General features: G+C 69.4%; 22 protein-coding genes and 1 tRNA gene. 9 read left to right on the forward strand and 14 right to left on the reverse strand.

Features of this window, described 5'->3' with window-relative positions; translation table 11 throughout:
• Window positions 1-18 precede the first annotated feature (18 nt).
• Both G8A07_RS08240 and G8A07_RS08245 read left to right on the forward strand, forming a co-directional pair.
• Window positions 19-813, forward strand: coding sequence for a helix-turn-helix transcriptional regulator (locus tag G8A07_RS08240; RefSeq protein WP_195796561.1), 795 nt, complete (start codon window positions 19-21; stop codon window positions 811-813).
• A gap of 152 nt (window positions 814-965) precedes the next feature.
• On the forward strand, window positions 966-1,874 hold the full coding sequence (locus G8A07_RS08245) for a TIGR02285 family protein (RefSeq protein WP_195796562.1): 909 nt from the start codon (window positions 966-968) through the stop codon (window positions 1,872-1,874).
• Here the strand turns inward: G8A07_RS08245 and G8A07_RS08250 are convergent.
• From G8A07_RS08250 to G8A07_RS08260, 3 genes are all read right to left on the reverse strand, one after another.
• Window positions 1,861-2,256 carry a VanZ family protein gene (locus G8A07_RS08250; protein ID WP_195796563.1) on the reverse strand — a complete coding sequence of 132 codons (396 nt, stop codon included), beginning with the start codon at window positions 2,254-2,256 and terminating at the stop codon, window positions 1,861-1,863. The genes G8A07_RS08245 and G8A07_RS08250 overlap by 14 nt on opposite strands.
• A 43-nt stretch (window positions 2,257-2,299) precedes the next feature.
• The gene (locus G8A07_RS08255; RefSeq protein WP_249937267.1) at window positions 2,300-4,501 is read right to left on the reverse strand and encodes a TonB-dependent receptor; all 2,202 of its coding nucleotides are present in this window, start codon (window positions 4,499-4,501) and stop codon (window positions 2,300-2,302) included.
• Between the two features lie 298 nt (window positions 4,502-4,799).
• The gene (locus G8A07_RS08260; RefSeq protein WP_195796564.1) at window positions 4,800-6,293 is read right to left on the reverse strand and encodes a PLP-dependent aminotransferase family protein; all 1,494 of its coding nucleotides are present in this window, start codon (window positions 6,291-6,293) and stop codon (window positions 4,800-4,802) included.
• 181 nt (window positions 6,294-6,474) lie between these two features.
• Between G8A07_RS08260 and G8A07_RS08265 the strand changes: the two genes are divergently transcribed.
• A complete protein-coding gene (locus G8A07_RS08265; protein ID WP_195796565.1) occupies window positions 6,475-6,798 on the forward strand; it encodes a DUF2917 domain-containing protein in 324 nt (107 codons plus the stop codon).
• Between the two features lie 52 nt (window positions 6,799-6,850).
• On the forward strand, window positions 6,851-7,927 hold the full coding sequence (locus tag G8A07_RS08270) for a dipeptidase (RefSeq protein WP_195796566.1): 1,077 nt from the start codon (window positions 6,851-6,853) through the stop codon (window positions 7,925-7,927).
• 66 nt (window positions 7,928-7,993) lie between these two features.
• Here the strand turns inward: G8A07_RS08270 and G8A07_RS08275 are convergent.
• Window positions 7,994-8,069, reverse strand: a tRNA-Thr gene (locus tag G8A07_RS08275).
• A 496-nt stretch (window positions 8,070-8,565) separates the two neighbouring features.
• On the opposite strand from G8A07_RS08275, the gene G8A07_RS08280 reads away from it, so the two are divergent.
• Window positions 8,566-9,582 (forward strand): porin, encoded by a 1,017-nt coding sequence (locus tag G8A07_RS08280; protein WP_195796567.1) that lies wholly within the window; start codon window positions 8,566-8,568, stop codon window positions 9,580-9,582.
• An 89-nt stretch (window positions 9,583-9,671) separates the two neighbouring features.
• Here G8A07_RS08280 and G8A07_RS08285 read toward each other — a convergent pair whose 3' ends face one another.
• The 3 genes from G8A07_RS08285 to prfB all read right to left on the reverse strand — a co-directional run bounded on the left by G8A07_RS08285 (window position 9,672) and on the right by prfB (window position 14,594).
• Window positions 9,672-10,685 carry a class 1 fructose-bisphosphatase gene (locus G8A07_RS08285; RefSeq protein WP_195796568.1) on the reverse strand — a complete coding sequence of 338 codons (1,014 nt, stop codon included), beginning with the start codon at window positions 10,683-10,685 and terminating at the stop codon, window positions 9,672-9,674.
• Window positions 10,686-10,730: 45 nt separating this feature from the next.
• A complete protein-coding gene (pepN, locus tag G8A07_RS08290; protein ID WP_195797667.1) occupies window positions 10,731-13,421 on the reverse strand; it encodes an aminopeptidase N in 2,691 nt (896 codons plus the stop codon).
• Window positions 13,422-13,489: 68 nt separating this feature from the next.
• Window positions 13,490-14,594 (reverse strand): peptide chain release factor 2 gene (gene prfB, locus G8A07_RS08295; RefSeq protein ID WP_195796569.1). Its coding sequence is split into 2 segments (ribosomal slippage): window positions 13,490-14,512 and window positions 14,514-14,594, totalling 1,104 coding nucleotides; the frame shifts between segments, so codons are not numbered across the junction.
• 92 nt (window positions 14,595-14,686) lie between these two features.
• Between prfB and G8A07_RS08300 the strand changes: the two genes are divergently transcribed.
• Window positions 14,687-14,983, forward strand: a complete 297-nt coding sequence (locus tag G8A07_RS08300; RefSeq protein ID WP_195796570.1) for a YggT family protein — start codon at window positions 14,687-14,689, stop codon at window positions 14,981-14,983.
• Window positions 14,974-15,228 carry a DUF4212 domain-containing protein gene (locus G8A07_RS08305; RefSeq protein WP_195796571.1) on the forward strand — a complete coding sequence of 85 codons (255 nt, stop codon included), beginning with the start codon at window positions 14,974-14,976 and terminating at the stop codon, window positions 15,226-15,228. The genes G8A07_RS08300 and G8A07_RS08305 overlap by 10 nt, the downstream gene beginning before the upstream one ends.
• 16 nt (window positions 15,229-15,244) lie before the next feature.
• Here G8A07_RS08305 and G8A07_RS08310 read toward each other — a convergent pair whose 3' ends face one another.
• From G8A07_RS08310 to G8A07_RS08325, 4 genes are all read right to left on the reverse strand, one after another.
• The gene (locus G8A07_RS08310; RefSeq protein WP_195796572.1) at window positions 15,245-16,096 is read right to left on the reverse strand and encodes a plasmid replication/partition related protein; all 852 of its coding nucleotides are present in this window, start codon (window positions 16,094-16,096) and stop codon (window positions 15,245-15,247) included.
• 95 nt (window positions 16,097-16,191) lie between these two features.
• The gene (locus G8A07_RS08315) at window positions 16,192-16,824 is read right to left on the reverse strand and encodes a CopG family transcriptional regulator (RefSeq protein WP_195796573.1); all 633 of its coding nucleotides are present in this window, start codon (window positions 16,822-16,824) and stop codon (window positions 16,192-16,194) included.
• Complete coding sequence (locus G8A07_RS08320; protein ID WP_195796574.1) at window positions 16,821-17,315, reverse strand: hypothetical protein; 495 nt, start codon at window positions 17,313-17,315, stop codon at window positions 16,821-16,823. Before G8A07_RS08320 ends, G8A07_RS08315 begins: the two co-directional genes overlap by 4 nt.
• A gap of 92 nt (window positions 17,316-17,407) precedes the next feature.
• Window positions 17,408-18,349, reverse strand: a complete 942-nt coding sequence (locus G8A07_RS08325) for an alpha/beta fold hydrolase (RefSeq protein WP_195796575.1) — start codon at window positions 18,347-18,349, stop codon at window positions 17,408-17,410.
• 76 nt (window positions 18,350-18,425) lie between these two features.
• On the opposite strand from G8A07_RS08325, the gene G8A07_RS08330 reads away from it, so the two are divergent.
• Window positions 18,426-18,923: a GNAT family N-acetyltransferase gene (locus G8A07_RS08330; RefSeq protein WP_195796576.1), complete on the forward strand. Its 498-nt coding sequence runs from the start codon at window positions 18,426-18,428 to the stop codon at window positions 18,921-18,923.
• Window positions 18,924-18,955: 32 nt separating this feature from the next.
• Here the strand turns inward: G8A07_RS08330 and G8A07_RS08335 are convergent, their stop codons facing one another.
• Together G8A07_RS08335 and G8A07_RS08340 are read right to left on the reverse strand one after the other, a co-directional pair.
• Entirely contained in the window at window positions 18,956-20,896 is a 1,941-nt protein-coding gene (locus G8A07_RS08335) for a hypothetical protein (protein WP_195796577.1), read from the reverse strand.
• A 99-nt stretch (window positions 20,897-20,995) separates the two neighbouring features.
• Complete coding sequence (locus G8A07_RS08340) at window positions 20,996-22,402, reverse strand: MFS transporter (RefSeq protein WP_195796578.1); 1,407 nt, start codon at window positions 22,400-22,402, stop codon at window positions 20,996-20,998.
• A 216-nt stretch (window positions 22,403-22,618) separates the two neighbouring features.
• On the opposite strand from G8A07_RS08340, the gene G8A07_RS08345 reads away from it, so the two are divergent.
• A complete protein-coding gene (locus G8A07_RS08345; RefSeq protein WP_195796579.1) occupies window positions 22,619-24,037 on the forward strand; it encodes a PLP-dependent aminotransferase family protein in 1,419 nt (472 codons plus the stop codon).
• Here the strand turns inward: G8A07_RS08345 and G8A07_RS08350 are convergent.
• The gene (locus G8A07_RS08350) at window positions 24,029-24,577 is read right to left on the reverse strand and encodes a hypothetical protein (protein ID WP_195796580.1); all 549 of its coding nucleotides are present in this window, start codon (window positions 24,575-24,577) and stop codon (window positions 24,029-24,031) included. The two genes, G8A07_RS08345 and G8A07_RS08350, sit on opposite strands and share 9 nt — an antisense overlap.
• Between the last annotated feature and the right edge of the window lie 4 nt (window positions 24,578-24,581).

Genomic DNA, 24,581 nt, shown 5'->3' on the forward strand with positions numbered 1-24,581 from the left:
CGGCCCTAGGCTGCTGGCATGTCCGCCGCCCATTCCGATCATGAGGACCTGTACGGCTCCACCCTGCTGAGCCTGCAGCAGGTGCGCGCGCTGGTGCGCACCGTCGAGGGCGCGCTGGCGCTGCGCCACAGCGCGCAGTTCTTCGTCTGGACCCAGGGCAGCCTGCAGCAGCTGCTGCCGCACCAGCTGCTACTGTGCGGCGCCTACCAGCGCAGCAGCCGCGAGCTGCGCTTCGAGTTGTTCAACAACGCACCGCTGCCGCCCGGCCTGGCCGAGGCCCTGTGCGGCCCCGGCTCGGCCCTGCTGCGGCGGCTGCAGTCGGACTGGCTGGCGCTGGGGCAGGGCCGGCCGCTGCTGTTGCCGGCCGAGGGCCTGGGACTGCCGGGCTTTGCGCAGCTGCTGATGCACGGCGTGTCGCGCCCGCAGCGGCCCAGCGAGATCGAGAGCTTCTTCCTGTTGGCCCATGCCGAGCCGGTCTACGGGCCGCGCCAGGGCGTGCTGCTGGAGCTGCTGACGCCGCATCTGCACAGCGGCTGGCTGCGTGCGCAGGGCGGCGTCGCCCCGGCCCGCGCGCCGGAGCGGCATGCATCATCGGCGCTGCCGACCGGCCTGACCGAGCGCGAGCACCAGGTGCTGCACGGTCTGCGCGAGGGCCTGAGCAATCAGCAGATCGCCGCCGATCTGGCGATCAGCGCGCTGACGGTGAAGAACCATGTGCAGCGCATCCTGCGCAAGCTCGGCGCCAGCAACCGCGCCCATGCGGTGGCGCGCGCGCAGGGCCTGCCGCGGCTGTCCTCGGGCGAAGGGTTCTGATCCCCCGCCGCGCGGCAGCGTAGACTTGCCCCACCGGATACCGGCGCGCCATGACGCCGGTGCCACCCCAGGGAGGTTTCTCGAATGCCTGTTGCCTTATCGCGTCACGGCTGCAGATCGGCCGCTTGTTCCCACATCGCCCGTTTCACCGCATGAGCGCGCGCCTGCGCCGCGGCTTTTTTCTGCTGCTGCTCGCCGCGCTGGCGATGGGTCCCGCCCACGCCAGCGAGGACGGCCAGCGCCATCAGATCACCTGGAACCTGGTCGACTGGCCGCCCTTTTATCTGCTGAAGGACGGCCAGCCGCCGGCCACGCCGGAGGAACTGGGCGAGGGTGCGATCGACGGCTTCCTGCGCCTGGTGCTGCAGCGCCTGCCGCAGTACCGGCACCGCTTCGTGGTGCTGAACGCGCCGCGCGCCGAGGTCGAGCGCAAGGCGGGCCTGGGCCTGTGCTCCCCCAGCTCGATGCGCACGCCCGAGCGGCTGAAGGACCGCTACTTCACGCCGGCCCTGCCGACCGTGCAGCTGCAGCTGGTGATGCAGCGCGAGCGGGCCGCGCAGCTGGTGAACGGCCGCCGTGCGTCGCTGCGCGAGCTGGCGCGGCGCGGCGATCTGGAGGGCGTGATCCTGAACAAGCGCCATTACGGCCCGGAGCTGGAGCCCTGGCTGCAGCCGGAGCGTGGCGTGCGCGCGATCGTCGCGCCCAAGGCCGCCAACCTGCTGGCGATGCTGGAGGCCGGGCGCATGGACTACACGCTGGAATATCCGATGGTGGTCGCGCATCACCAGGCGCAGCAGCGGCCCGGGCGCCAGCCGACCCTGGTGAGCCTGCCGATCGAGGAGGCCGGCGAGCCGCCCATCGGCTATTTCTCCTGCAACCGCAATGCCTGGGGCAAGGCGGTGATCGCCGACCTGGACCGGGCGCTGCGCGAGGTGGCGGCGCTGCCCGAGGCGGCGCAGATCTACCAGCGCTGGCTGGCGCCCGAGCTGGCGGCCAGCGAGCGCCAGCGCTTCGAGCGCTTCTTTGCCGCGCGGGCGCGCGGCGGGGTCAGGATCGAATAGCGGGCCGCGAGCGGGCCCAGGCGGCGCACAGGGTCGCCAGCGCCAGCCCCAGTGCGATGCCCAGGGCGTCGGCCAGCACATCTCGCGCATCGGCGCTGCGCGGCGGCAGCTGGGATTGCGCCAGCTCGATCAGCACGCCATAGCCCACAAGGCCCAGCGGCGACCACAGCCAGCGCGCGCGCGCCGCGGGCCAGGCGAAGAAGGCGCTGAAGGCCAGCGCGCCGAAGGCCAGCAGATGGTTGAGCTTGTCCCAGCCGCTGTCCAGGGTCTTGGGTGGTGCCGGCGACAGGGCCAGATAGCTGATGGCCAGCAGCAGGATCAGCAGCAGGCCGCGCCAGGCGCGGCGATGCTGCAGCAGTGTCTCGAGCAGGTGCTTCTTCATGCGATCTCCGGGGGCGCCGATGATAAGACGCCCCCGGGATGCCTCAGAAGTCGCGCCGCCAGCTCAGGCTCAGGCTGCGCCCGCGGCCGGCGTAGTAGTCCTCGTTGGTGCCGGCGTAGTTGGCCTCGCTGTAGTAGGTGATGTACTGGCGATCCAGCAGGTTCTCCACGCCCAGGCTCAGCTCGCCCCAGGGCGAGGCCCAGCGCGCCGACAGGTCCAGCAGGGTGTAGCCCTTGAAATGCTCGTCCAGCTTGACCGCGCCCGCGCGCTTGCCCACATTGGCGTCGCGCGGCCGGAAATGCTGGGCCGTCAACTGGGCGCTCATGGCCGGGGCGAACTGCCACTGGCCGGCCAGCACCAGCTTGTCCGGGCCTTGCGCGCGCGCGCCCAGGTCCAGGTCCATCGGCAGCTTGGGGCCGGCGGCGGTGCGGCCGCGGGTCTGCGAGTAGATGGCGTTGAGGCGCAGATCGCGCAGGGCCTGCCATTCGCCGCTGAACTCGAAACCGTTCACCGTGATCGGCACGCGCTGCACCACGCCCAGGCCGTTGCTGACGATGGTCTGGGTGCCCAGCTCGGAATGCGAACGATAGACCGAGGTGGAGAAGGCCGCCGTCTTGCCGCGCCAGGCCAGGCCCAGCTCGCGGTTGTCGGTCACCACCGCCTGCAGGTCGACCAGCTTGTTGACCGACTGCCCGGCGGCCCGCACCGCCCGCAGCACCACGCCCACATCGGTGGGGCCGAAGCCCTCGTTGTAGGAGGCGAAGGCGGACCAGCCGCTCTTGCCGAAGCGCCAGACCCCGCCCAGGCTCTTGACCAGCTTGTCGGCCTCGCGCTCCCCGCCGGTCACCTCGCGGTGGCCGTAGAAGGCCAGGGTCTTGAAGGTGTCCACGCGCAGGCGGCTGCGCTCGTCGCGCAGGCCGCCACGCAGGGTCAGGTTGCCCAGCTCGTACTCCAGCTGGGTGAAGGGCGCGATGCTGCGGTACTTGAGCGGCGGCATCCAGAAACGCTCGGTCATCAGCAGGGGCTGGGACGAGATGTCGTTCAGCACATCCACGCCCACGCTCAGCTCCAGGCCCAGCAGACCCAGGTCGGGCCGCACCCAGCTGCTGCGCAGGCCCCATTTGTCCGCCCGCAGCTCGCTGCGGTCCACCAGGGTGCCGACCGGCGCGATGGCTGCGTCCTGGAAGACATTGAAGATGGTGCCGGTCAGGCTGGCCTTGAAGTCCTGCTTGAACAGCTGCAGGCTGGCATGGCCCCCGCCCAGATCGGCATGGGTCCACTCCAGGCTGGCCGAGCGCACCTGGTTGCGCGGTGCGCCGAAGTTGCGGTGGACGCGTTTGGCGCTGGTGGGGCGGCCGGTCAAACGATCACCCGGCACGTCGCTCCAGTCGCTGAAGCCGTCGGCCTGGTATTGGTTGACCATCAGCTGCACGCGCTGGGCACCGAAATCCTTGCCCAGCTTGAGGAACACATCGGCCGACTTGTGCAGCGACTCGGCGCCCAGCGGGCGGCCGTCGCCATCCACGCCGATGCCTTGCCGGCGTGTGCCCAGATAGGCCAAGGCATCGAAGCCGTCGGCGCCCTCGCTCTTGTGGCTCAGCATATAGCCGGCCTTCCAGCTTTGCGTGTCCTCATGCCCCTGGGTGCCGAACTTCAGCTGCAGGCTGTGGCGGGTGCCGACCTGCTTGGGGCTGCGGGTGATGGTGTTGATGATGCCGCCGGTCGCACCCATGCCCTGCACGGCCGAGGCACCGCTGACCACCTCGATGCGTTCCACGATCATGGGGTCGGCGAAGTAGCCCTCGCGGCCACCGGCGCGCAAGGGGTTGGTCTGCGGGATGCCGTCCAGCAGCAGCAGGGCGCTGCGCCCGCGCAGGCTCTCGCCAAAACTGCTCAGCTTCTGGCGCGACGGCGAATAGCCCGGCACCGCCAGGGACAGCAGCTGGCTGGGGTCCTCGCTGACCAAGGTCTGGCGCTCGATCTCATCGCGCGCAATGATGCTGATCGCCCCCGGAATCTTCTCCACCGCCTTGGCGCCGCGCGTGGCCGTCACCACCACGCGCTCCAGCGCGTCCTTGGAGGTGGCGTCGGCGGCTTCGAGGGCTGTGGACGAGGCAGCGGGCTCGTTTTGCGCGCCGGCCATGCCGGCCGTCAGCAGGGTGGCCAGGCCCAGGGTGGCACAGGGCAGGGGGCGACGGGAGCGCGCGGCGCGGCGCGGGCGCCTGGAGGGAGCGAATTGGGTCACGGTGACTGAAGGTCGATGGCGAGAGTGAGCAGCCCGGCGACGCCGAGGAGGCTCATCAGGCCCAGCCCAATGTCACCAGCGGCGTCGCAACAAGGCCCGAAGGCAGGCTGGACGGAGGGGCTGGCTGTGGCGGCTGGCGATGAAGATCTGCCGCCGCACCCGACGCGAGAGGGTCGGACGGGCAGGTAGGTTGCGCATTCTAGTGAGAATCATTCTCAACAATGAGGATCGCGGGGCGCAGCGAGGCCAGGGCGCGACAGGTGGTGCGGCCCGCGCAAGCCCAAATCACGAGCCCGGCTCAGGCCGGTGCGAGCCGGGTCGGCCGCTCAGCCCCGCCGTCCTGCGGCACGGGCGCGCGCTCGGCCAGCCTTGCGACGATCTGGCCGAGGCGGCGGATCGCGGCGTCCATCTTCGGCGTCCAGGGGTCGCCGTACTGCAGGCGGATGAAATGGTCGAAGCGCCGGCTGGTGCTGAAGGCGGCGCCCGGCGCGACGCCGATATGCTCCAGCCGCGCCAGCGCGAACACCTCTCGCGAGTCGACATGGCGCGGCAGCTCGATCCACATCAGCAGGCCGCCCTGCGGCATCGAGAGCCGGCAGCCCATCGGGAAGTAGCGCGCCACCGCCTCGGCCATGTGCTGGGCCTGCGAGCGCAACGCGGCGCGCAGCCGGCGCAGATGGTGGTCGTAGCCGCCGTCGCGCATGAACTGGGCCAGCACCTCCTGCTGCAGCATCGGGCAGGCCACCGAGGTGCGCATCTTCAGCGCCTGGGTCTTCAGGAAATGCCGGCCCGGCGCGATCCAGCCGATGCGGTAGCCCGGCGCGACGGTCTTGGTGAAGGCCGAGCAGAGCATCACATTGCCGTCGCGGTCGAAGCTCTTGAGCGTGGGCGGGCGCTGCTCGCCGAAATGCATCTCGCCGTAGATGTCGCTCTCGATGATGGTGACGCCGCGCTCGGCCAGCATCGCGACCAGGCGGCGCTTGTGCTCGATCGGCATCAGGCTGCCGGTCGGGTTCGGGAAGTTGGGCAGCAGGATGCAGGCCTTGACCGCGCCGGGCTTTTGCGTCGCGAAGTCCAATGCTTCCAGCGACAGGCCGGTGCGCGGGTGGCTGGGGATCTCGAGCACCTTCATGCCCAGACTCTCGTTGACCTGCAGCAGGTGGAAGTAGGTGGGCGACTCCAGCACGATGGTGTCGCCCGAGGCGGCCACCGAGCGCAGCGCCAGATAGACCGCCTCCAGCCCGCCGTTGGTGATCACGATCTCGTCGGGCCGCAGCTGCACGCCGGAGCTGACCGCGCGGCGCGCGATCTCCTGGCGCAGCGCGGCGCTGCCGGTCATGTGGTAGCCGGAGGCGTATTCCGGATGGCGCCGGTTCACGCTGGCGGTCAGCTGCTGCAGCTTGGCCTCGGGCAGCAGGGCGCGCGACGGCGCGGCATGAAAGCGCGGCATCGCCAGCGGGTCGTCGACGATGTAGAGGAACTCCTGCAGCACCTGGTCCATGTTGACGAAGGAGGCGCCCTCCATGCGCAGGTCCAGCTGCGGCTCGGGCAGCAGCTGGCGCTGCTCGGCGACGAAGTAGCCGGACTTGGGGCGCGCCTGCACCACGCCGCGGTTCTCCAGCCAGCGGTAGGTCTGCAGCGCGGTGCTGAGGCTGACCTTGTGCTGCTGGCTCAGCGCGCGCACCGAGGGCAGGCGGTCGCCGGCGCGCATCGCGCCGCTGGCGATCGCCTTCTCGATCTGGCTCGCGAGGCGCTGGTACAGCGGCTGGGGCGCGGCTTGCTCGTCATTCATGATGAAGCCATTGTGACGAGGCGGCTCGATTCCGTACCAGTACAGATGTGGTCTTCTGGTGCCATGACAGACGTGCCCTGTGCGCATCTGTTCTGCCTGCGATTGGCCGGCGCTGGGTCTGTCGCGCCGGGCGGCACTTGCCGACACTGAGGCTCTATCCGTCGTCGTCAAGGAGTCCGCCATGTCATTGAGCCTGAACCACGCCGCGGTCCTGCAGCTGCAGGACGGCGATCTGCATGCGCTCGACGCGATCTGGCTGACGGTGCTGGAGGGGCGGGTCTGGGTCACGCGGGCCGAGGACCCGCAGGACCATTTCATCGGCCCGGGCGGCAGCCTGCGCCTGGAGCCGGGCAGCCTGGCGCTGCTGGGCGCCGAGGGCGCGGCGCGGGTGCGGCTGGCGCCGCTGGTCGAACCCACGCCGCGGCCCGCTCGGCCGCCGGCACCGGGCTGGGGCCGCCGGCTGCGCGACGGCCTTCAGGCGGCGCTGGGGCCGGCGCCGGCCTGAGCCTCGGAAGTTCGCGTACGCTGCGGCTCGTCCTCGACAAGGAGCCGCCCCGATGTCTTTCCCCATCAACCGGCGCCAGGCCCTGCTCGCGATTACCGCGGCCGGCCTGACGCGCGGCGCCTCGGCCCAGGCGACACCGCCGGCACTGGCCGATATGCATACCCATCTGGGGCGCCGCACCAGCGCGGGCTCGAGCCTGGACCTGGCCGCGGAAATGAAGGCCAACCGGGTGCTGCTGGCGGCCTGGGCCTACTCGTCGGACCGGCATTGGATCAAGCGCATGCCGGACGGTATCCACCAGGTGGCCGAACCGAACCCGGCGCGCATCGCGCAGGGCATGCGCGAGGAGCTGCGCTTCAGCCGCCGTTATGCCGAGGAGAACGGGCTCGGCCTGGTGCTGACGGCGGCGGATGTCGACCGCGCGCTGGCGGGCCGGCCCAGCGTGGTGCTGGCGGCCGAGGGGGCGGATTTCATGCAGGGGCGCATGGCCCTGCTGGACGAGGCCTACGAGGGCGGCCTGCGGCATCTGCAGCTGGTGCATTACAGCCGCAACGCGGTGGCCGACATCCAGACCGCGTCGCCGCAGCATGGCGGCCTGAGCGAGTTCGGCCGCGAGCTGCTTCGCCGGGCGCAGGCCAGGGGCCTGCTGGTCGACCTGGCCCATTGCAGCGAGACCGCGGTGCGGCAGGCGCTGGAGGTCTCGCGCCGGCCGATGGTCTGGTCGCATGGCTGGGTCGACGACGGGCCGGGCTCCTTCGACGACCGGCTGGGCTGGCTGCGGCGCCGGCTCTCGCTGGCCAACGCGCGGGCGATCGCGGCTGCCGGTGGCGTGGTCGGGCTCTGGGGTCTTGGCCTGAGCCGACCGACCGGCGCCTGGCCGGTCGGCCGCAACGATCCCAAGGGCTATGCCCGCGCGCTGCGGGCCCTGGTCGAGCGGCTGGGGTCGGACCATGTGGCGCTGGGCACGGACCTGGCGGGTGTCGGCGAGTCGGGCTCGGTCAACAGCTATGGCGAGGTGCGCCAGGTGATCGAGGCGCTGCAGGCGGCCGGCCTAAGTGCCGAGGCGCTGGCCAAGGTGGCCCATGGCAACTACGCGCGAGTACTGCGGGCGGCGCTGGCGACCGGCTGAGGTCGAGAGCGCCTGCCGGCAAGAAAAAAGCCGCAGCGCCCGAGGGCGTTGCGGCTTTTGTGATCTTGGTGCCGGAGAGAGGAGTCGAACCCCCGACCTTCTCATTACGAATGAGCTGCTCTACCAACTGAGCTACACCGGCGCTGCTGGTTCGCCGTGACGGTGAACGAACAGAGCCTAAGACTATAGCGTGTTTGGGGCGCTTTCGCAAGGATCCCGTCCGCTCCAGGCCTGAACGCGGTCGAAGCCGCGTGGCTTGTCGCCGGCATGGGATTTGATGCCGGGACGCAACGCGAACACCCGAAACAAGGGCCCGGGCTGGCTCGAAAAGCCCATCCCGGCCTGTTTGACGTCTTCATGAAATTTTCATCGGGCGCCCAGCGCACGCTCATTTTTCGCGGGTGTTTTGGCCGGGAGGCCCGTGTTCATCGGGGTTATGGCGAAATTTTGCGGATGAATGAATTTCTTATCCGTTGTTGATGCGAGACGTAATTGGTGTTTGCCCCTGGGCTTTGCTGGATTGCGTCTTGGGGCTCTGCTGCAATAGGCCCGCTCGACCTCCGTCCACCGGAGGGGCTGGATGCCGGGGGTAGTTTCATCCCCGCCTTGCTGCCGAGAAGTTTTTTGGAGTATTGAGAATGAAGAAATCACTGGTTGCACTGGCTGCTCTGGCCTCCTTCGCCGGCGTCGCCTCGGCCCAATCGTCGGTCACGCTGTTCGGCGTGGTCGATCTGGCCGCCCGCTACACCAAGGCCAATGGCCAGAACAACAAGCAGCTGGCCAATGATGGCAAGTCCTCCAGCCGCTTCGGTATCCGCGGCGAGGAAGACCTCGGCGGCGGCCTGAAGGCCGGTTTCTGGCTGGAAAGCCCGCTGGCTGCCGACACCGGCGCCGCCGGCAACGAAGGCCGCTTCTGGGATCGTCGCGCCACCGTCAGCCTGATGGGCGAGTTCGGTGAAGTGCGTCTGGGCCGCGGCAAGACCTCGCACCGTCTGGTCGTCGACGACTTCGACGTGCACACCACGACCGGCCTGGGTGGCATCTACCGCCTGTACAGCTCGCTGGGCAACACCGTTGACAGCGTGAACCGTTCGGACAACCAGGTGCAGTACTTCCTGCCCGGCAAGCTGAATGGCGTGTACGGCTCGGTGGAAGCCGCTGCTGGCGAAGGCGCCGACGGCAAGAAGTCGATCGGTGGCCGTCTGGGTTACAAGGCCGGCCCGCTGCATGTGGCCGGCGCTTACCAGACCACCGACGTCAAGTCGTCGAAGTACAAGCTGGGCAGCCTGGGCGCCAGCTACGACTTCGGCATCGCCAAGGCCAATGTGCTGCTGAGCCAGGCCAAGTTCGGCGCCCTGAAGCAGAGCATCTTCACGATCGGCGCCGTGGTGCCGGTGGGCGCCGCCGGTCAAGTCCTGGCCCAGTTCAGCAAGGCCAGCGGCAACGCGGCCGTGGACAAGTCGGTCGGCGGCGACGCCAAGATGTACTCGCTGGGCTACGAGCACAACCTGTCCAAGCGCACCGCGCTGTACACGACCGCGTCGTACATCGACAACGGCGTGAACACCAACTTCCGCGTGGCCAGCAACGCCGTGCTGGCTGCCAAGGGCGGCCGTTCGGGCGGCGTGGACGTGGGCATCCGCCACAGCTTCTAAGCCGACAAGGTCTCGCCCCGGTTCCGGCCGGGGCGGCCAACAAAAAGCCCGCCGATCGGCGGGCTTTTCTCATGGGGCCTTGGAAGCGTTCAGGCCTCGGGATCGAGGTGGTAGGCGGTGACCCGCTCGACCTCGTTCTTCGAGCCCAGCACCACCGCGACACGCTCATGCAGCTTGCTCGGCTGCAGGTCCAGGATGCGCTGGCGGCCGTTGGTGGCCAGGCCGCCGGCCTGCTCGACGATGAAGCCCATCGGATTCGCCTCGTACATCAGGCGCAGCTTGCCGGCCTTCTCGGGCTCGCGCTTGTCCCAGGGGTACATGAAGACGCCGCCGCGGGTCAGGATGCGATGCACGTCGGCCACCATCGAGGCGATCCAGCGCATATTGAAGTCCTTAGCCCTAGGGCCTTCCTTGCCGGCCAGGCATTCGTCGATATAGCGCTTCACCGGGGCGTCCCAGTGGCGCATGTTCGACATATTGATCGCGAACTCCTTGGTGTCGGCCGGGATCTGCAGATGTTCCTGGGTCAGCACCCAGGAGCCCTGTTCGCGGTCCAGCGTGAACATCGCGACGCCGTCGCCGACGGTCAGCACCAGGGTGGTCTGCGGGCCGTAGATGCAATAGCCGGCCGCGGCCTGCTGCTTGCCGGGCTGCAGGAAATCCTCCTCGCTGATGCCGCGCTGGTTGTTGACCTTGCGCAGCACCGAGAAGATGGTGCCGATCGAGACATTGACGTCGATATTGGACGAGCCGTCGAGCGGATCGAACAGCAGCAGGTATTCGCCCTGCGGATAGCGGTTCGGCACCACGTGGATGCTGTCCATCTCCTCGCTGCCCATCGCGGCGAGGTGGCCGCCCCATTCATTGGCCTCGATCAGCACCTCGTTGGCGATGATGTCCAGCTTCTTCTGCACCTCGCCCTGCACGTTCTCGGAGCCGGCGCTGCCCAGCACATCGCCGAGCGCGCCCTTGTTGACTTGAATCGCGATGCGCTTGCAGGCGCGGGCCACCACCTCGATCAGCAGGCGCAGCTGGGCCGGGATATGGCCATGCTCGCGTTGCTGCTCAACGAGGTACTGGGTCAGACTGATGCGGTTTGCCATGCAGGCGCTCCTTCGAGTTTGGAATCCTTGCTGCGCGCCGGCGTCTCAGCCGCCCGAGGCCAGCTGGCGCTCGATGATCTCGCGCACGTCGTTGCTGAGCTCGGCCTTGGCCGCGACGCGGGCGATCGCCTCGCGCGCACCGGCTCGGTAGGGCTCGGCCAGCGTGGTCCAGCGGTCCAGCGCGCGCGCCAGGCGGCCCGCCACCTGCGGGTTGATCGCATCCAGCGTCAGCACCTGGTCGGCCCAGAACACATAACCGGCGGCATCGGCGCGGTGGAAGGCGGCCGGGTTGAACAGGCCCAGCGAGAAGATCAGGCTGCGTGCGCGGTTCGGGTTCTTCAGACTGAAGTCCGGGTGCTTGAGCAGCTGCTTGACCTTGGCGAAGCTCTTGCCCTCGCGCTCCGGCGCGCGGGCCTGCAGCGAGAACCACTTGTCGATCACCAGCGCTTCGCCCTTGAACTGGGCGTGGAAGCGCGCCAGCGCGGGTTCGGCCAGTTCGGCATGGGCGTTGACCAGGGCTGCCAGCGCGCCCATGCGGTCGGTCATGTTGGTGGCGTCCTTGAAGCGCTGATAGGCGCGGCCGGGCCAGACGGTGTCGCCGCTGCGCGGTGCGTCCAGCACCAGCATCGCCAGCGCCAGATTGGCCAGGGCGCGCTTGCCACTCGAGACCGGGTCGGGCTGGTAGCCGCCGCCGACCTGATTGGCCTCGAAGGCGGCGATCCAGTCCTCGCGCAGCGCGCCTGCCAGCTGGGTCTGGGCGGCCTCGACCGCGGCATGGATGGCCTGCGGGTCCACCACGTCCAGCTGCTCGGCGATATAGGCCTCGCCCGGCAGGGTCAGGGCCAGCTCCTTGAAGGCCGCGTCCAGCTCCGGATGGCGCAGCACGCTGCGCATCGCGCCGAGATAGGCCTCGTCCAGCACCAGCGGCTGGCCGGCCCGCACCGCGGCCAGGATGCGGTTCAGCGCCAGGCGCTGGCTGGCTTCCCAGCGGTTGAAGGCATCGGCGTCATGCTGCAGCAGCACCAGCAGCTCGGCATCCGACAGGCCGTCGTCCAGCAGCACCGGGGCCGAGAAGCCGCGCAGCAGCGAAGGCACCGGGGCGCTGTCGACATTGACGAAGACGAAGCGCTGCTCGGCGCCGTCCAGCACCAGCACGCGCTCCGTGCCCACCGCGGCGTCTTCGCCCTGCAGCTGCAGCGGCAGCGCGCGGCCATCGGTGCTCAGCAGGCCCATCGCCACCGGGATCACCTGGGGCAGCTTGTTGTCCTGGCCGGGGCTGGGCGGGTTGGCCTGCTGCAGGCTCAGGGTGTAGGTCTTCGCTTCGGCGTCGTAGGCGCCGCGGGCGGACAGGCGTGGCGTGCCGGCCTGGCTGTACCAGCGCTTGAAGGCGTCCAGGCGGGTGGCGAGCGCCGAGCCGGGGTTGGCGTCGGCGATGGCTTGCGCGAAGTCGTCGCAGGTCACGGCCTGGCCGTCATGTCGCTCGAAGTAGAGCTTCATGCCAGCCTCGAAGCCGGCACGGCCGACCAAGGTCTGGTACATGCGCACCACCTCGGAGCCCTTTTCGTAGACCGTGGCGGTGTAGAAGTTGTTGATCTCGACATAGCTGTCGGGACGCACCGGATGCGCCATCGCGCCGCCGTCCTCGGGGAACTGCATCGCGCGCAGGCCGCGCACGTCCTGGATGCGGCAGACCGCGCGCGCGCTGGGCGTGCCGGCCATGTCCATCGAGAACTCCTGATCGCGGAACACGGTCAGGCCTTCCTTCAGCGAGAGCTGGAACCAGTCGCGGCAGGTGACGCGGTTGCCGGTCCAGTTGTGGAAATACTCATGCGCGACGATCGACTCGATGCGCGCGAAATCCATGTCGGTGGCGGTGGCCGGGGAAGCGAGCAGGGCGCTGGTGTTGAAGATGTTCAGGCCCTTGTTCTCCATCGCGCCCATGTTGAAGTCGGACACGCCGACCACCATGAAGCGCTCCAGGTCCAGCGGCAGGCCGAAGCGCGCCTCGTCCCAGACCAGGGAGGCGATCAGCGAGTTCATCGCATGCTCGGTCTTCTCCAGGTCGCCGCGGCGCACATAGACCTGCAGCAGATGGTCCTTGCCGGCGCGGGTGCGCACGCGCTGCTCGCGCGCCACCAGGTCGGCCGCGACCAGCGCGAACAGATAGCTGGGCTTGGGGAAGGGGTCGTGCCACTTGGCGAAGTGGCGGCCCTTGTTCCCAGGTTCATCGAGCTCGCCGGTCTCCAGCAGATTGCCGTTGGACAGCAGCACCGGGTACTTGGCCTTGTCGGCGCGCAGCAGCACGCTGTAGACCGCCATCACATCGGGGCGGTCCAGGAAATAGGTGATACGGCGGAAGCCCTCGGCCTCGCACTGCGTGAAGAAGCCGCCGCCCGAGGTGTAGAGGCCCGACAGCGCGGTGTTCTTCTCCGGCGCGCAGGTGTTGCGGATCTCCAGCGCGAAATCGGCGTCCGGCGCGCCCTCGATGATCAGCAGATTGCCGTCCTGGCGGAAGGACACGCTCTCGCCGTCGATCAGCACGCGCAGCAGGTTCAGCTCCTCGCCATGCAGCACCAGCGGGCCATGGGCCACCGCGGTGTTGCGCTCGACCTGCATCTTGCTGGTGACCAGGGTCTTGGCCGGATCCAGGTCGAAGGTCAGGTCGACGGTGCGGATCCAGAAGGCCGGCTGGAGATAGTCCTCGCGGCGGATCAGGGGGGCGGTGCCTTCGCGCATCATGGCGGCTTCCTAGGTTTGATGTTGTAGCCCGGGGCTGTGACTGCCCCGGGATGTCTCGCAGGCGTTTAGACGCCTTGTTTCAGACTGGCGGTGATGAACTGATCGAGATCGCCGTCCAGCACCTTCTGGGTGGCCGAGGTCTCGTAGTTGGTGCGCAGGTCCTTGATGCGGCTCTGGTCCAGCACATAGCTGCGGATCTGGTGGCCCCAGCCGACATCGGTCTTGGTGTCCTCCAGCTTCTGCTGCTCCTCCATGCGCTTGCGCATCTCATGGTCGTACAGGCGCGAGCGCAGGCGCTTCCAGGCGACGTCGCGGTTGCTGTGCTGGCTGCGGCCGTCCTGGCACTGCACGACGATGCCGGTCGGGATGTGGGTCAGGCGCACCGCCGAGTCGGTCTTGTTGATGTGCTGGCCGCCGGCGCCGCTGGCGCGGTAGGTGTCGGTGCGCACATCGGCCGGGTTGATCTCGATCTCGATCGAGTCGTCGACCTCGGGGTAGACGAACAGCGAGGCGAAGCTGGTGTGGCGGCCGCCCGAGCTGTCGAAGGGGCTCTTGCGCACCAGGCGGTGCACGCCGGTCTCGGTGCGCAGCAGGCCGAAGGCGTACTCGCCCTCGACCTTGATGGTCGCGCTCTTGATGCCGGCCACATCGCCCGGCGATTCGTCTTCCAGGGTGGCCTTGAAGCCCTTGCGCTCGCAGTACTTCAGGTACTGGCGCAGCAGCATGCCGGCCCAGTCGTTGGCCTCGGTGCCGCCGGCACCGGCCTGGATGTCGATGAAGCAGTTGCTGGGGTCGGCCGGGTTGTTGAACATGCGGCGGAATTCCAGCTGCTCGACGGTCTCGGCCAGCTTGGCGGCGTCGGCCTCGATGGCCTCCAGGCCGTCGAAGTCCTCGTCGGCCTTGCTCATCTCATAGAGCTCGGTGTTGTCCGCCAGGTTGCTGGTCAGGTGGTCGATGGTCTGGACCACGGTCTCCAGCGTGCGCTTTTCCTTGCCCAGCTCCTGGGCGCGCTTGGGGTCGTTCCAGACGCTGGGGTTCTCCAGCGCGGCGTTGACTTCGTTCAGTCGCAGCGATTTGCGATCGTAGTCAAAGATACCCCCTTAGCGCGTCGGTACGCGCTGTCAGATCGGCGAGGGTAGAACCGATCGCGTTGATGCGTTCGATGTCCATGGTGTCGGTATCAGCAGCGGCCCCGGGGCGGGGCACGCAATGCGTGCAAGCCCGCTATTTTTACATGAGCGCCCGGCGCGACACTCGGGGGCATGTTGTGGCTGAGCTCCTCCCTGAAACTCCTGGCCGAGATCGCGCTGCTGGCCTTGGCCGGCCAATGGCTGCTGGGCCTGATGATCGGTGCGCGGCGCGAACACAATGTCTTCTACCGTCTGCTGCAGGTGCTGACCGGCCCGCTGCTGCGCCTGACCCGACGCCTCAGCCCGCGGGTGGTGCTGGACCGTCATGTGCCGCTGGCCGCCTTCGCGCTGCTGCTGGTCTGCTGGCTGGCGGCCACCCTGGCCAAGGTCTCGCTGTGCCTGCAGATCGGGGTGCAGCAATGCCGCTGAAGCCGAACAACAGCTATTGGCGCCGCAACCTGCGCCTGACCGGGCTGCTGCTGGTGCTGTGGTTCGGCGTCACCTTCGGCGTCAGCTTCTTCGCGCGCGAGCTGAGCTTCAGCTTCTTCGGCTGGCCGTTCAGCTTCTGGGTCGCCTCGCAGGGCGCGCTGATCGTCTACGCCGCGATCGTCTGGTACTACGCCTGGGCGATGAACCGGCTGGATCGCGAGGCGGAGGCGGACGATCCCGCCTGAGCCCTCCGTCCGTTCGTCAGCCTGCGCGCGCGGCCAGTAGTTGGGTCTGCAACTCCGCCACCTGCTGCTTCAGGCGCGCGTTCTCGTCCTGCAAGGCTTCCACCTGCATCTGCAGCAGCACCGTCGGGTCCGACACGTCCACCATCGCGCCGGGGCCGGTGCTGGGCGCCTCGGCCGGCGAATCTGTTTCGGCCTCGGCCCCCTTCTTGCTGCGGCCGGACGAACCCTTGCTCTCGCGCACCCGCTTGGCGGCCTCGCGCAGCTCCTTCTTGCCGCCGGCCACCGCGGCCTGCTGCTCCTCGGCCGGCAGCGCGGCGATGGTCGCGGCCGCGCTGATCGAGACCGTGCCGGTCTTGACCGCCTCCACCAGCTCCGGTGCCGCGGCCTTCTGGATCTTCTCGATCTGGGCCACGGTGGCGCTGCTGATGCGCGCGGCCTTGGCGATCGATTCGCGGCTGACCAGGCGCGCCTCGGGCTCCGGCGCCCCCGGCACGCCCTCGGCCGCCGCCTCGGCGGGCGGCAAGGTGCTGGGCAGCGGCTTCGGGCGCTTGTCCAGGATCTCCTTCTTGCGCAGCGCGAGCACGCCGCGCTGGAAATCGGAGACGCTGCGCCGGCCCAGATGCTGGTCGATCATCCACAGGTGCACGTCCTCCATCGACTGGAAGCGCGTGTTCTGCATGGTCTGGAAGGGCAGGCCATGCTTGCTGCAGATGCTGTAGCGGTTGTGTCCGTCCACCAGGACCTCGCCCCACAGCACCAGCGCGTCGCGGCAGCCTTCGGCCAGGATGCTGCGCTCCAGCGCGGCATATTCGTCGGGGGTCAGGGGGTCGATGTAGACGCGCAGTTCATCGAGGACGGTGATGTTCATGAGGCACAGCAATCGCAGAAACGGCGCGCGAGGGGAGAAAAAGAAACAGGGGACCGCGCCGGGCGGGCGATTCTATGTGCAGGGGCCGACGTGCCTCAGTTCGGTGCGGGTGCTGCCGTTTCGTCGGCCAGCAGTTCGTCGAGGGTGCGCTGCAGCTCGTCCAGCGAGCGCAGCCGGAAGAGATAGTGAACCGTGGGGTAGAGCCACAAGGCCGCGCACAGCAGGCAGGCCAGGGCGGCACCCGGCAGCAGGGCATCGAAGGAGATGACGGGACCGCAGGGCTGCCAATGCCAGCCGGTCGGCGCCAGCAGCAGGGCGAGGCCCGACAGCAGCAGGCTGAGCAGGGCATAGGCCGCCGAACGCCAGGCCGGGTACATATGCCTTTGCAGCTCGCTGGTCATGCGGCGGGAAACCTCGATGCGCCGCGCCGGAGTGGCCAGCCTGGCCGCCTCCTCGTCCAGCAGATGGAGCAGCTGCTTCTCGACATCGCCCACCATGGTGTGGGCCAGCTGGGCCGCCGGCAGGGCCAGCGCCACCATGGTGCCGGCCACCTGGAATACCGCGGACGTCAGGCCGCTCAGGCCGGCTGGCGGCACGCCGATGGGCAGGCAGGCCAGCAGGGTGAGCAAAAGGATCAGGGTGCTGCTGGGCCAATGCCCCAGCAGGGCCTCCCCCAGTTCACCGGCCAGCGTCGGATTCTTCGGCGTCGCCGGAGCCGGGGCGCTCATAGGGTGGCGCCATCGGGATCGTCGTAGACCTGATCCCAGTCCTGCTTGAGCAGGCATTCGCGCAGGCAGCGCTGGTCGGTGCCGCACAGGTTCTTGCAGAGCTGCACCCGCCCGGCCATGTTCACCGCGGCCACCAGCAGGCGCGGCGGCGCCACCGAGAACATCAGGCGCGCGGCCGGCAGCAAGCGCTCTGCGCTCAGGCCGAAGGTGGCGGCGCCATAGTCGATGTAGTCCTGGGTCAGGCCCGGCTCCAGCGGCTCCTCGATGTCCTGCCACAGGTCTTCGGCCAGGCTGGCCGGCGATCGGCCCAGGGAGCGGGCGAAGCCGACCGTCCCCAGCAAGGCCTGCCAAAGATCGCGCTGATCCGCCAGCAGGACCAGCACCGAACCGACGTCGGTGTGCGCCCAGGCGTCCTGGCCCGCAGTCGGCCGGGTGGCCTGCCGGATCAGGCTCCAGTCCGCTGACAGTTTCTTGAGCGAGGCTTCGTCCATGCAACAGCTCCCGGCGACCAGAGCGCTGTTGTAACCGGCCTGGCCGGGCGCCGCAATCCTGACGAGTCTTTCGGGCAGCTTGCCCTATCGGCTCAAGTTGCAGATGCCCCGAGGAAACCCTCCAGCACCGCCGCCAGCGCCTCGGGCCGGTCATGGTGCAGCATATGGCCGGCGCCCTGCAGGGTGGCGCGCTCCAGCCGCGGCACCTCGGCCAGGCGGGCCTCGAAGTCGGCGCGTGGATAGCGATTGCCCCACCATTGGCTCATGTCGGTCTCGCTGCCTTCGACCCACAGTGTGGGGGCCGCGATGCGGCGCCAGCCGGCCAGGATCTCGGCCTTGCGGTAGAGGATGGGGTTGCTGCGCTTGTGGGCCGGATCGCCCAGGATGTGCCAGGTCTTGCCCGCAGGGCCCTCGACCGCGCGCGACCAATGCGGCGCCAGCCAGGCGGCCTTGTCGGGGGAAAGGCGCGGATTGGTCTTCATCAGCCGCGCGGCCACGCCGTCCAGGCTGTCATAGGTCTTCAACGACTGCGGCGTCTTCAGGTCGTCCAGCCATTCGGCCAGCCGCGTCGGCGCCAGCTCGGGGATGGTCTCGGGCAGACCGAAGCCCTCCAGATTGACCAGGCGGCGGATGCGCTCCGGCCGCACGCCGGCATAGCTCATCACCACATTGCCGCCCATGCTGTGGCCCAGCAGGTCGACGGGGCGGCCGGGCGCGAGCTGGTCCAGCGCCACGTCCAGGTCGCCCAGGTAGTCGGGGAACCAGTAGCAATCGCCGGGCGCGCTGTCGCTGAGGCCGAAGCCGCGCCAGTCCAGCGCCATCACATGGCGCTCCTCGCGCAGCGCGTCGACGACGAACTGGAACGAGGCGCCGACATCCATCCAGCCGTGCAGCAGCAGCAGGCTCGGGCGCTGCGGCGTGGCCAGCGCGGGATCGCCCCAGCTCAGCAGGTGGTAGCGCAGGCCGCGCAGCTGCAGGAAGCTGCTGCGATGCACGCGGTGCGGTTGATAGGTGGGGGCGAGGGCGTCATCCATGGGCCGACTCTAGGCGATCCGCGCTGGCGCGGCTGTCGGCGTCGCGACAGTCCCGCTGCGCATGCAGAATGGGGTCATGAGCACCAAGCCTTCCCACACCATCCGTCCCGCCGAACCGCGCGATGTGGCGGCCATCGTCGGCCTGATCCAGGAACTGGCCGCCTTCGAGAACCTGACCCATCTGGTCGAGACCACCGAGGAGAAGCTGCGCCCGCATCTGTTCGGCGAGAAGCCGGTGGTGGAGGCCCTGGTCGGCGAGATCGACGGCGAGCCGGTCGGCTTCGCGCTGTTCTTCACCAACTTCAGCACCTTCCTGTCCAAGCCGGGCCTGTACCTGGAGGACCTCTATGTGCGGCCCGCGCACCGCCGCAGCGGCCTGGGCAAGGCGCTGCTGAACCGCCTGGCGCAGCTCGCGGTGGCGCGCGGCTACGGCCGCTTCGAGTGGACCGTGCTGGACTGGAACGAGGACGCGATCCGCTTCTACGAGACCATGGGCGCCAGCGTGCTGCCGGAATGGCGCATCTGCCGCATGACGGGCGAGGCGCTGAAGAAGTTCAGCACCCAGGGCGCTTGAGGCGCGAACAGCGTATGGGTCAAGAAAGCGGGCTACCAGGCCCGCAGGACGCGGCGCGCCAGCCATGAAATACCGATGGTCAGGCCCACGCTGAGCAGGGCGACCAGCAGCCACAGCAGCGGATACTCAACAATCAATTGGGTGATGCCTTCGCCCGTGCGGGAACCAGGGATGTTTGTTGCAGCCAGGGCGATCCCGGCGATGGTCAGCACGGGCAGCAGCAGTACGGTCATCGCCAAGCTCAACCCCAGGGTGGTTAGCGCCGGGGCAAAGGCAAACAGGGCCCGGGTGCGCGGCGAGCGCGGCACCGGGAATCGTGACGGAATCTCGTCCTTGAGCACGAATGCGGCGATCTCGGGCCAGAACTGCTCGTCAATGGCCGCGCCATGCCCGCCGGACACGTAGCGCAGCTCGGTGAGCTCAAGCTGGCCATCCTGCAGGCCGCCGACTCTTTGGCGGATGGCCGGTGGACTGCCGGCCTCCTTGAAGCCAAAGGCGCCGGCACCGCCGACATCCAGCCAGCGCAGCCCCAGGAACTCGAACACGGCGGGCATGAACGCGACGACGCCATCGGCGTTGCCCACATAGTTCAGAACGCCGCCGACCTGTGTCGTGCGCTGACTCCATGGATAGTCCTGGCGCACCACGCTCCCGGCAAAGACGATGCGCTCGAAGCGCAAGGCCGGGCACAGTGTCATCGCATGGGCCGCAAGGTAGGTGCCATTGCTATGGCCGACGAAGCTGATCGCGGCATTCGGGAAATGACTGCGTACGTCGGCGTAGCGCTCCATGAACCAGTAGGTGGCGTTTTTCCGGCCGCCGGGCCTGACAAAGTCCCACATCGAGAAGAAGCCATAGCTTGGGCTGGGGGCTCTTACCTTGATATGAGCTGTTCTACCCTGGGTCTTGATCTCGCGCGCGACGCGCTTGGTCCAGAAGCCGTTGTCACGGATGCCGTGCACGACCATCACCGCGTGCTGAACCTGATCGCCATCCCCAGCGCCGGCCACGCCGAACTCGGACAAGTCCATGGGATCCAGGTAATCGTCGATGTCGCCCGGCGGAAGAGCCCAGGGCTGCTCCAGCAGCTCATCGAAGGGTGTGCTCAGTGCGGCGACAAGTCGGGCCCTGCGGCGGTGGGTAGCGAGGCACTCGGCCGCGTCCTCCGCGGCGTTGTCGATCAGCTTCAGCACCTTGGCGTGGTTGCTGCCGGGCAGCTCGATGTAGGCGAACTCGGCGCGCGGGCCCAGTTCGGTGCAGTCGGCCGGTGAGATGTACTCGTCCTTGGCGCCGAGCAAGAAAATGGTGCTGGGTACGCCCCGGGCCATCAGTGAGTGCGTCGCGGCGACGCGCTGAAGGCGTAGTTGCCGCATGACCTCCACATACTGAATGCGAGTCGAGATGACAAACGGGGCGCCGCGTTTGAGTTGCCAGATGAAGGGGAGTCGACCCTGCGAGATGAAGCTCAGACTCTTGCACCAGCCGACGAAGCGAGCCAGGCCGAACAGGATCGGAGAGAGAAAGCGCACCGAATCCGGGGATGCGGTGGACAGCTGCCAGCCTCGAGTGATCCCGGCCAGGACAACCAGGCGCTGGATGCGGCCGGCCCAGGGGGCGGCGTGTGCCGCATCCAGGCGCGCATCCGGTCCAGCACCGTGAGCCATGCAGAACACCCGACGCGCCAGCAGCGAACCCGCGCTGTAGCCCACCAGGATGATGGATGCCAAGCCCGGCATGGCCAGAACCTTGGCATCGATCAGGTTGAACAACTCCTGCGCCACATCCTCGGGATCGCGCATGCTGAACATGGTCAGATCAAGCTCGGGAGCCCAGACCTCGGCGTCCGGCAAATCGGCCCGCAGCACATCCAGCGAAGCCTCGGGGAATTCACCGCCGGGCGCTCCCCATAGCAGCCGGTCGCCGGTGTTCGTCCAGCCCCGAATGGCGACAACGAGCGTCTGTTGCATCGACATGAGGTTCTCCTGCCTTCGTGGCAGCATGCTTGTAGAGGGCGGATGGTCTGGAGGCATCCCCAATCGAGCTGAGCTAATGTCATTGCCCCTTCGAGCGCGTCATCGCCGCCATGGAATGTCCCGCTTGTTGTGTCTGCGCACCCAGGACAAGGAGAGCTGTAACCGCCTGCTTGCCGAGCAGTTGCTCAAGCAGGTGCTGTCGATGACCGAGTTGCCGCTCGGCTGAGCCGGCGCAAAGGCCCGCGGATGCTGGTGCAGGTACCAGTCCCGCACCTCCTCGTGCCCCAGGCGCAGAAAGGGGCGCAGGCCCGGCACGGCCAGCAGCAGCAGGCTGCTGAGCAGGAAGCCGCCGGCCAGCAGCGGGTAGACGGTGGCCACCGGCCAACGCGTCAGCAGCGCGCCGGCCAGCGCAGGGGCCAATGCAGCGGCGAGGTGGGCGAGCGCCAGCTGGCCGGCCGCCATGCGGGCGCGGAAGTCCGCGGGCGTGGCCAGCAGGCGGTGCGTCTGGCCGACCAGCTGGGTCACCGACATGCACAGGCCGATCAGGCCGAACAGCAGAACCAGGCCGGGTGCCCAATTGCACAGCCCTGCCGCGCCGACCGCCAGGCCGCACAGCAGCAGCGCCACGCCGATCGCGCGCACCCGGTCCAGCCTGGCGATCAGCCGGTCCGCCAGGCCCAACACGCCCGCCAGCAGGCCGATCGACAGCGCCGTGCCGCAGGCCCCAAACCAGCCGGCCGACAGGCCCAGCGACTGCAGGCGCAGCGGCAGCAGCAGGCCGGTGGCGGGCAGGAAGAACACCATCATCAGCGCGCCGCTGAGGCTCCACCAGCGGTCCAGCGGCACGCCCCATTTGGCGCGCAGACCAGCCCGCAGGTCCCCAAGCCACCCTCCGGTTGCGCGCCGGGCCGGCGGCGGTGGCGCTTCCAGCCGGAAGGCGGCCAGCGCGGCCAGCGCGAACATCGCCAGGTTCAGGCTCATCGCCAGCAGCAGGTCGCCCAGCGCCAGCGCGACGCCGCCCAGGCCCGGTCCCAGCAGGCTGCCCAGGGCCTGCGCGCCGCGCCGCAGCCGGATCGCCTGCGGCAGCTGTTCGGTCTCGACCAGCTCCGGCAGCAGGGCGGCCTGGGCCGGCAGCAGCACCGCCTGGGCCAGCACGGCCAGCAGGCCGCAGGCGCACAGCAGCGGCAGTGAGTAGAAGGACGCATCGCGCGCCGCCAGCAGCGCCAGGGCCAGCGCCTCCAGCAGCAGGCAGAGCCGGCCCATCCGGATCAGGCGCAGCTTGGGCCAGCGGTCGCCCAGCGGCGACAGCAGCGGCAGGGCCAGCAGCGAGCCCAGCGCCAGCAGCGCGCCATAGCGGCTCAGGTCGGCGGCGCCGCCGATGCGCGCGATCCACCAGGCCACGCCGACCTGGCCCAGCGCGCCGGCCAGCAGGCCCAGCATCTCGCCGAGCAGCAGCAGGCGCAGGGGTCGCGGGGCATGGCACAGGCGGGTCCAGAAGCGCGGCATCGTGATGATTCCTGAAGTGGTGAGGGCGGGCGCAGTCTAGGAAGCGGGCCGAGGGTCGATAAGACCCAGCGAGCGCATGCGGCGATCGATACAGCCGAAGCAGAAAAGGAAGACAGGGCTGCCGCTGTATCGATCCCGCCGTCATGTCGCTGTAACGATCCGCGCGTGGCCGTTTCGCGTATCGTGCGAGCCCTTGCCGCCCTTCCGATCCCGCCCGTGAGCTCCTCCAGCCCCTTTCGCTACCGCAGCCTGGCCGAGACCCTGGCCGCGGCCCTGCGCGTGGGCCAGTACCCCAGCGGCGGCCGGCTGCCCTCGGTGCGCCAGCTCTGCGCGGCCCATGGCGTCAGCCTGGCCACCGTCACCCATGCGCTGCATGAGCTGGAGGATGCGGGCCTGATCGAGGCGCGGCCGCGCCGCGGTTTCTTCGTCAGCGCGGACGTGGCGTTGCCGGCCCTTGCCGCGGCCGAACCGGTCGAGGCGTTGGCCCTGGCCGGGCGGCGCCGGCGCCTGATGGCCCTGGCCGCGAGCCAGGCCGATTGCCTCTCGCTGGGCCATCTGGGCCTGGCCGCCGAGCTGCTGCCGCTGCCGGCGCTGAAGCGCCTGATGCGGCAGCGGCTGCAGGGTGATCTCGCGGCCCTGTCCACTGGCTCGGTGTTCGGCGGTGAAGCGCTGCGGGGCCAGCTGGCGCGACGCGGGGCGCGCATGGGCTGCCGCTTCGACGCCGAGGACATTGTCGTGACGCAGGGCGAGGGCGAATCGCTGCAGCTGTGCCTGTCGCTGCTGAGCGCGCCGGGCGACCGCGTGGCCATCGGCAGCCCGGCGCCGCTGCGCGCGCTGGAGCTGATCACCAGCCTGGGCCGTCGGGCGGTGGAGATTCCGGCGGACGAGCGGGGCGGGCTGTCGCTGCCGGCGCTGGCCGCGGCCCTAGAGGCGCAGCCGATCGCGGTCTGCATCGCCGAGCCCGGCTTCGACCGCAGCGGCGGCGCCGCGCCCGACGATGCAGCGAAGCGGGCGCTGCTGGCCCTGCTGAACCGGCACGAGCTGCCGCTGATCGAATGCGAGCTGCTGGGCGAGCTATACCGCGGCACGCGCCGCCCCGCGCCGCTGAAGGCCTTCGATACCGAGGACCGCGTGCTGTACTGTGGCAGCCTGGCCTGCGTCACCGGCGTGGGCTTCAGCATCGGCTATGTGGTCAGCGCGCGCCACCGGCTGCAGCTGCGCGCCGCGCGGGCCGTGCATGGCGAGCTGATCCCCGGCCTACAGGAGCGGGTGCTGGCCGATCTGCTGGCCGACGAGGCGGGCTTCGAGGCCCATCTGCGCCGCCTGCGCCGGCGCCTGGCGCGCCAGCTGGAGGAGTACCGGGCCGCGGTGCTGGCCGCCTTTCCGCTCGGCACGCGGGTCACGGCCGGCGTCAGCGGCCATGCCCTGTGGCTGGAGTTGCCGCAGGGCCTGGACGCCTGTCTGCTGCTGGAGCGCGCGCGCCGGCGTGGCTACAACTTCGTGCCCGGCGCGGTGTTCGGCCTGGGCCGGCAGTTCGACCATTGCCTGCGCCTGACGGCCGGCCATCCGCTGGATGCGCCGCGGGCCGAGGGGCTGCGAGTTCTGGGAGAGCTGGCGCGGCAGCTGCTAGGCTGAAGGCTGGCGACGTCCACGCAGCAGCGCGGCGCCTAGCCGGCCGGCCCCGGCCGCCAGCGCGCCGCTGACCAGCAGCATCGCCGCGCCATGCACGCCGACCGCGGCCAGCGCCGGCAGCAGCGCGGTGCCGTCGAAGGCGCGGCCGGGCAGGCACAGCGGCGCGAGCGCCGGCACCAGCATCAGCCCGGCGCCATGGCCGGCCGAGCCGATGAAGGCCCACAGCGCCAGAGGTCCGGCGGGGCTTGGCGCGCGCTGTCGCCGGCATCGATGCAGGAGCAACAGCCCAAGCCACAGCGCGCCGGCGCCCAGCTGCAGCGCCAGGCCGTTCGCGAGCAGGCCGCGCGCGAGGGCCAACCCGAGCAGCAGCAGCGCGGTCAGATGGCCGGCCGTGAGCGCCAGCAGCAGGGGCAGCAGCGTGCGCAGCGGCCGCCCGTCGCGCAGCGCCCAGGCCGCGGGCAGCCAGCCGCTGGCCGGATGTAGCCCATGCAGCGCGCCGAACCCGGCCAGCGCCAGCCAAGACCAGAGCTCGCTTGCCGGCATGGCC

The organism is Roseateles sp. DAIF2 (assembly GCF_015624425.1).
Lineage (GTDB): Bacteria > Pseudomonadota > Gammaproteobacteria > Burkholderiales > Burkholderiaceae_C > Kinneretia.

Excerpts from the sequence above, each read along its gene's own strand:
- G8A07_RS08250 (WP_195796563.1), bottom strand. The coding sequence starts at position 2,256 with ATGAAGAAGCACCTGCTCGAGACACTGCTGCAGCATCGCCGCGCCTGG.
- G8A07_RS08325 (WP_195796575.1), bottom strand. The coding sequence starts at position 18,349 with ATGGATGACGCCCTCGCCCCCACCTATCAACCGCACCGCGTGCATCGC.
- G8A07_RS08265 (WP_195796565.1), top strand. The coding sequence starts at position 6,475 with ATGTCATTGAGCCTGAACCACGCCGCGGTCCTGCAGCTGCAGGACGGC.
- G8A07_RS08270 (WP_195796566.1), top strand. The coding sequence starts at position 6,851 with ATGTCTTTCCCCATCAACCGGCGCCAGGCCCTGCTCGCGATTACCGCG.
- G8A07_RS08315 (WP_195796573.1), bottom strand. The coding sequence starts at position 16,824 with ATGAGCGCCCCGGCTCCGGCGACGCCGAAGAATCCGACGCTGGCCGGT.
- G8A07_RS08320 (WP_195796574.1), bottom strand. The coding sequence starts at position 17,315 with ATGGACGAAGCCTCGCTCAAGAAACTGTCAGCGGACTGGAGCCTGATC.
- G8A07_RS08330 (WP_195796576.1), top strand. The coding sequence starts at position 18,426 with ATGAGCACCAAGCCTTCCCACACCATCCGTCCCGCCGAACCGCGCGAT.
- G8A07_RS08245 (WP_195796562.1), top strand. The coding sequence starts at position 966 with ATGAGCGCGCGCCTGCGCCGCGGCTTTTTTCTGCTGCTGCTCGCCGCG.
- pepN (WP_195797667.1), bottom strand. The coding sequence starts at position 13,421 with ATGCGCGAAGGCACCGCCCCCCTGATCCGCCGCGAGGACTATCTCCAG.
- G8A07_RS08340 (WP_195796578.1), bottom strand. The coding sequence starts at position 22,402 with ATGCCGCGCTTCTGGACCCGCCTGTGCCATGCCCCGCGACCCCTGCGC.
- G8A07_RS08335 (WP_195796577.1), bottom strand. The coding sequence starts at position 20,896 with ATGTCGATGCAACAGACGCTCGTTGTCGCCATTCGGGGCTGGACGAAC.
- G8A07_RS08300 (WP_195796570.1), top strand. The coding sequence starts at position 14,687 with ATGTTGTGGCTGAGCTCCTCCCTGAAACTCCTGGCCGAGATCGCGCTG.
- G8A07_RS08280 (WP_195796567.1), top strand. The coding sequence starts at position 8,566 with ATGAAGAAATCACTGGTTGCACTGGCTGCTCTGGCCTCCTTCGCCGGC.
- G8A07_RS08310 (WP_195796572.1), bottom strand. The coding sequence starts at position 16,096 with ATGAACATCACCGTCCTCGATGAACTGCGCGTCTACATCGACCCCCTG.
- G8A07_RS08305 (WP_195796571.1), top strand. The coding sequence starts at position 14,974 with ATGCCGCTGAAGCCGAACAACAGCTATTGGCGCCGCAACCTGCGCCTG.
- G8A07_RS08260 (WP_195796564.1), bottom strand. The coding sequence starts at position 6,293 with ATGAATGACGAGCAAGCCGCGCCCCAGCCGCTGTACCAGCGCCTCGCG.
- G8A07_RS08350 (WP_195796580.1), bottom strand. The coding sequence starts at position 24,577 with ATGCCGGCAAGCGAGCTCTGGTCTTGGCTGGCGCTGGCCGGGTTCGGC.
- G8A07_RS08240 (WP_195796561.1), top strand. The coding sequence starts at position 19 with ATGTCCGCCGCCCATTCCGATCATGAGGACCTGTACGGCTCCACCCTG.
- G8A07_RS08285 (WP_195796568.1), bottom strand. The coding sequence starts at position 10,685 with ATGGCAAACCGCATCAGTCTGACCCAGTACCTCGTTGAGCAGCAACGC.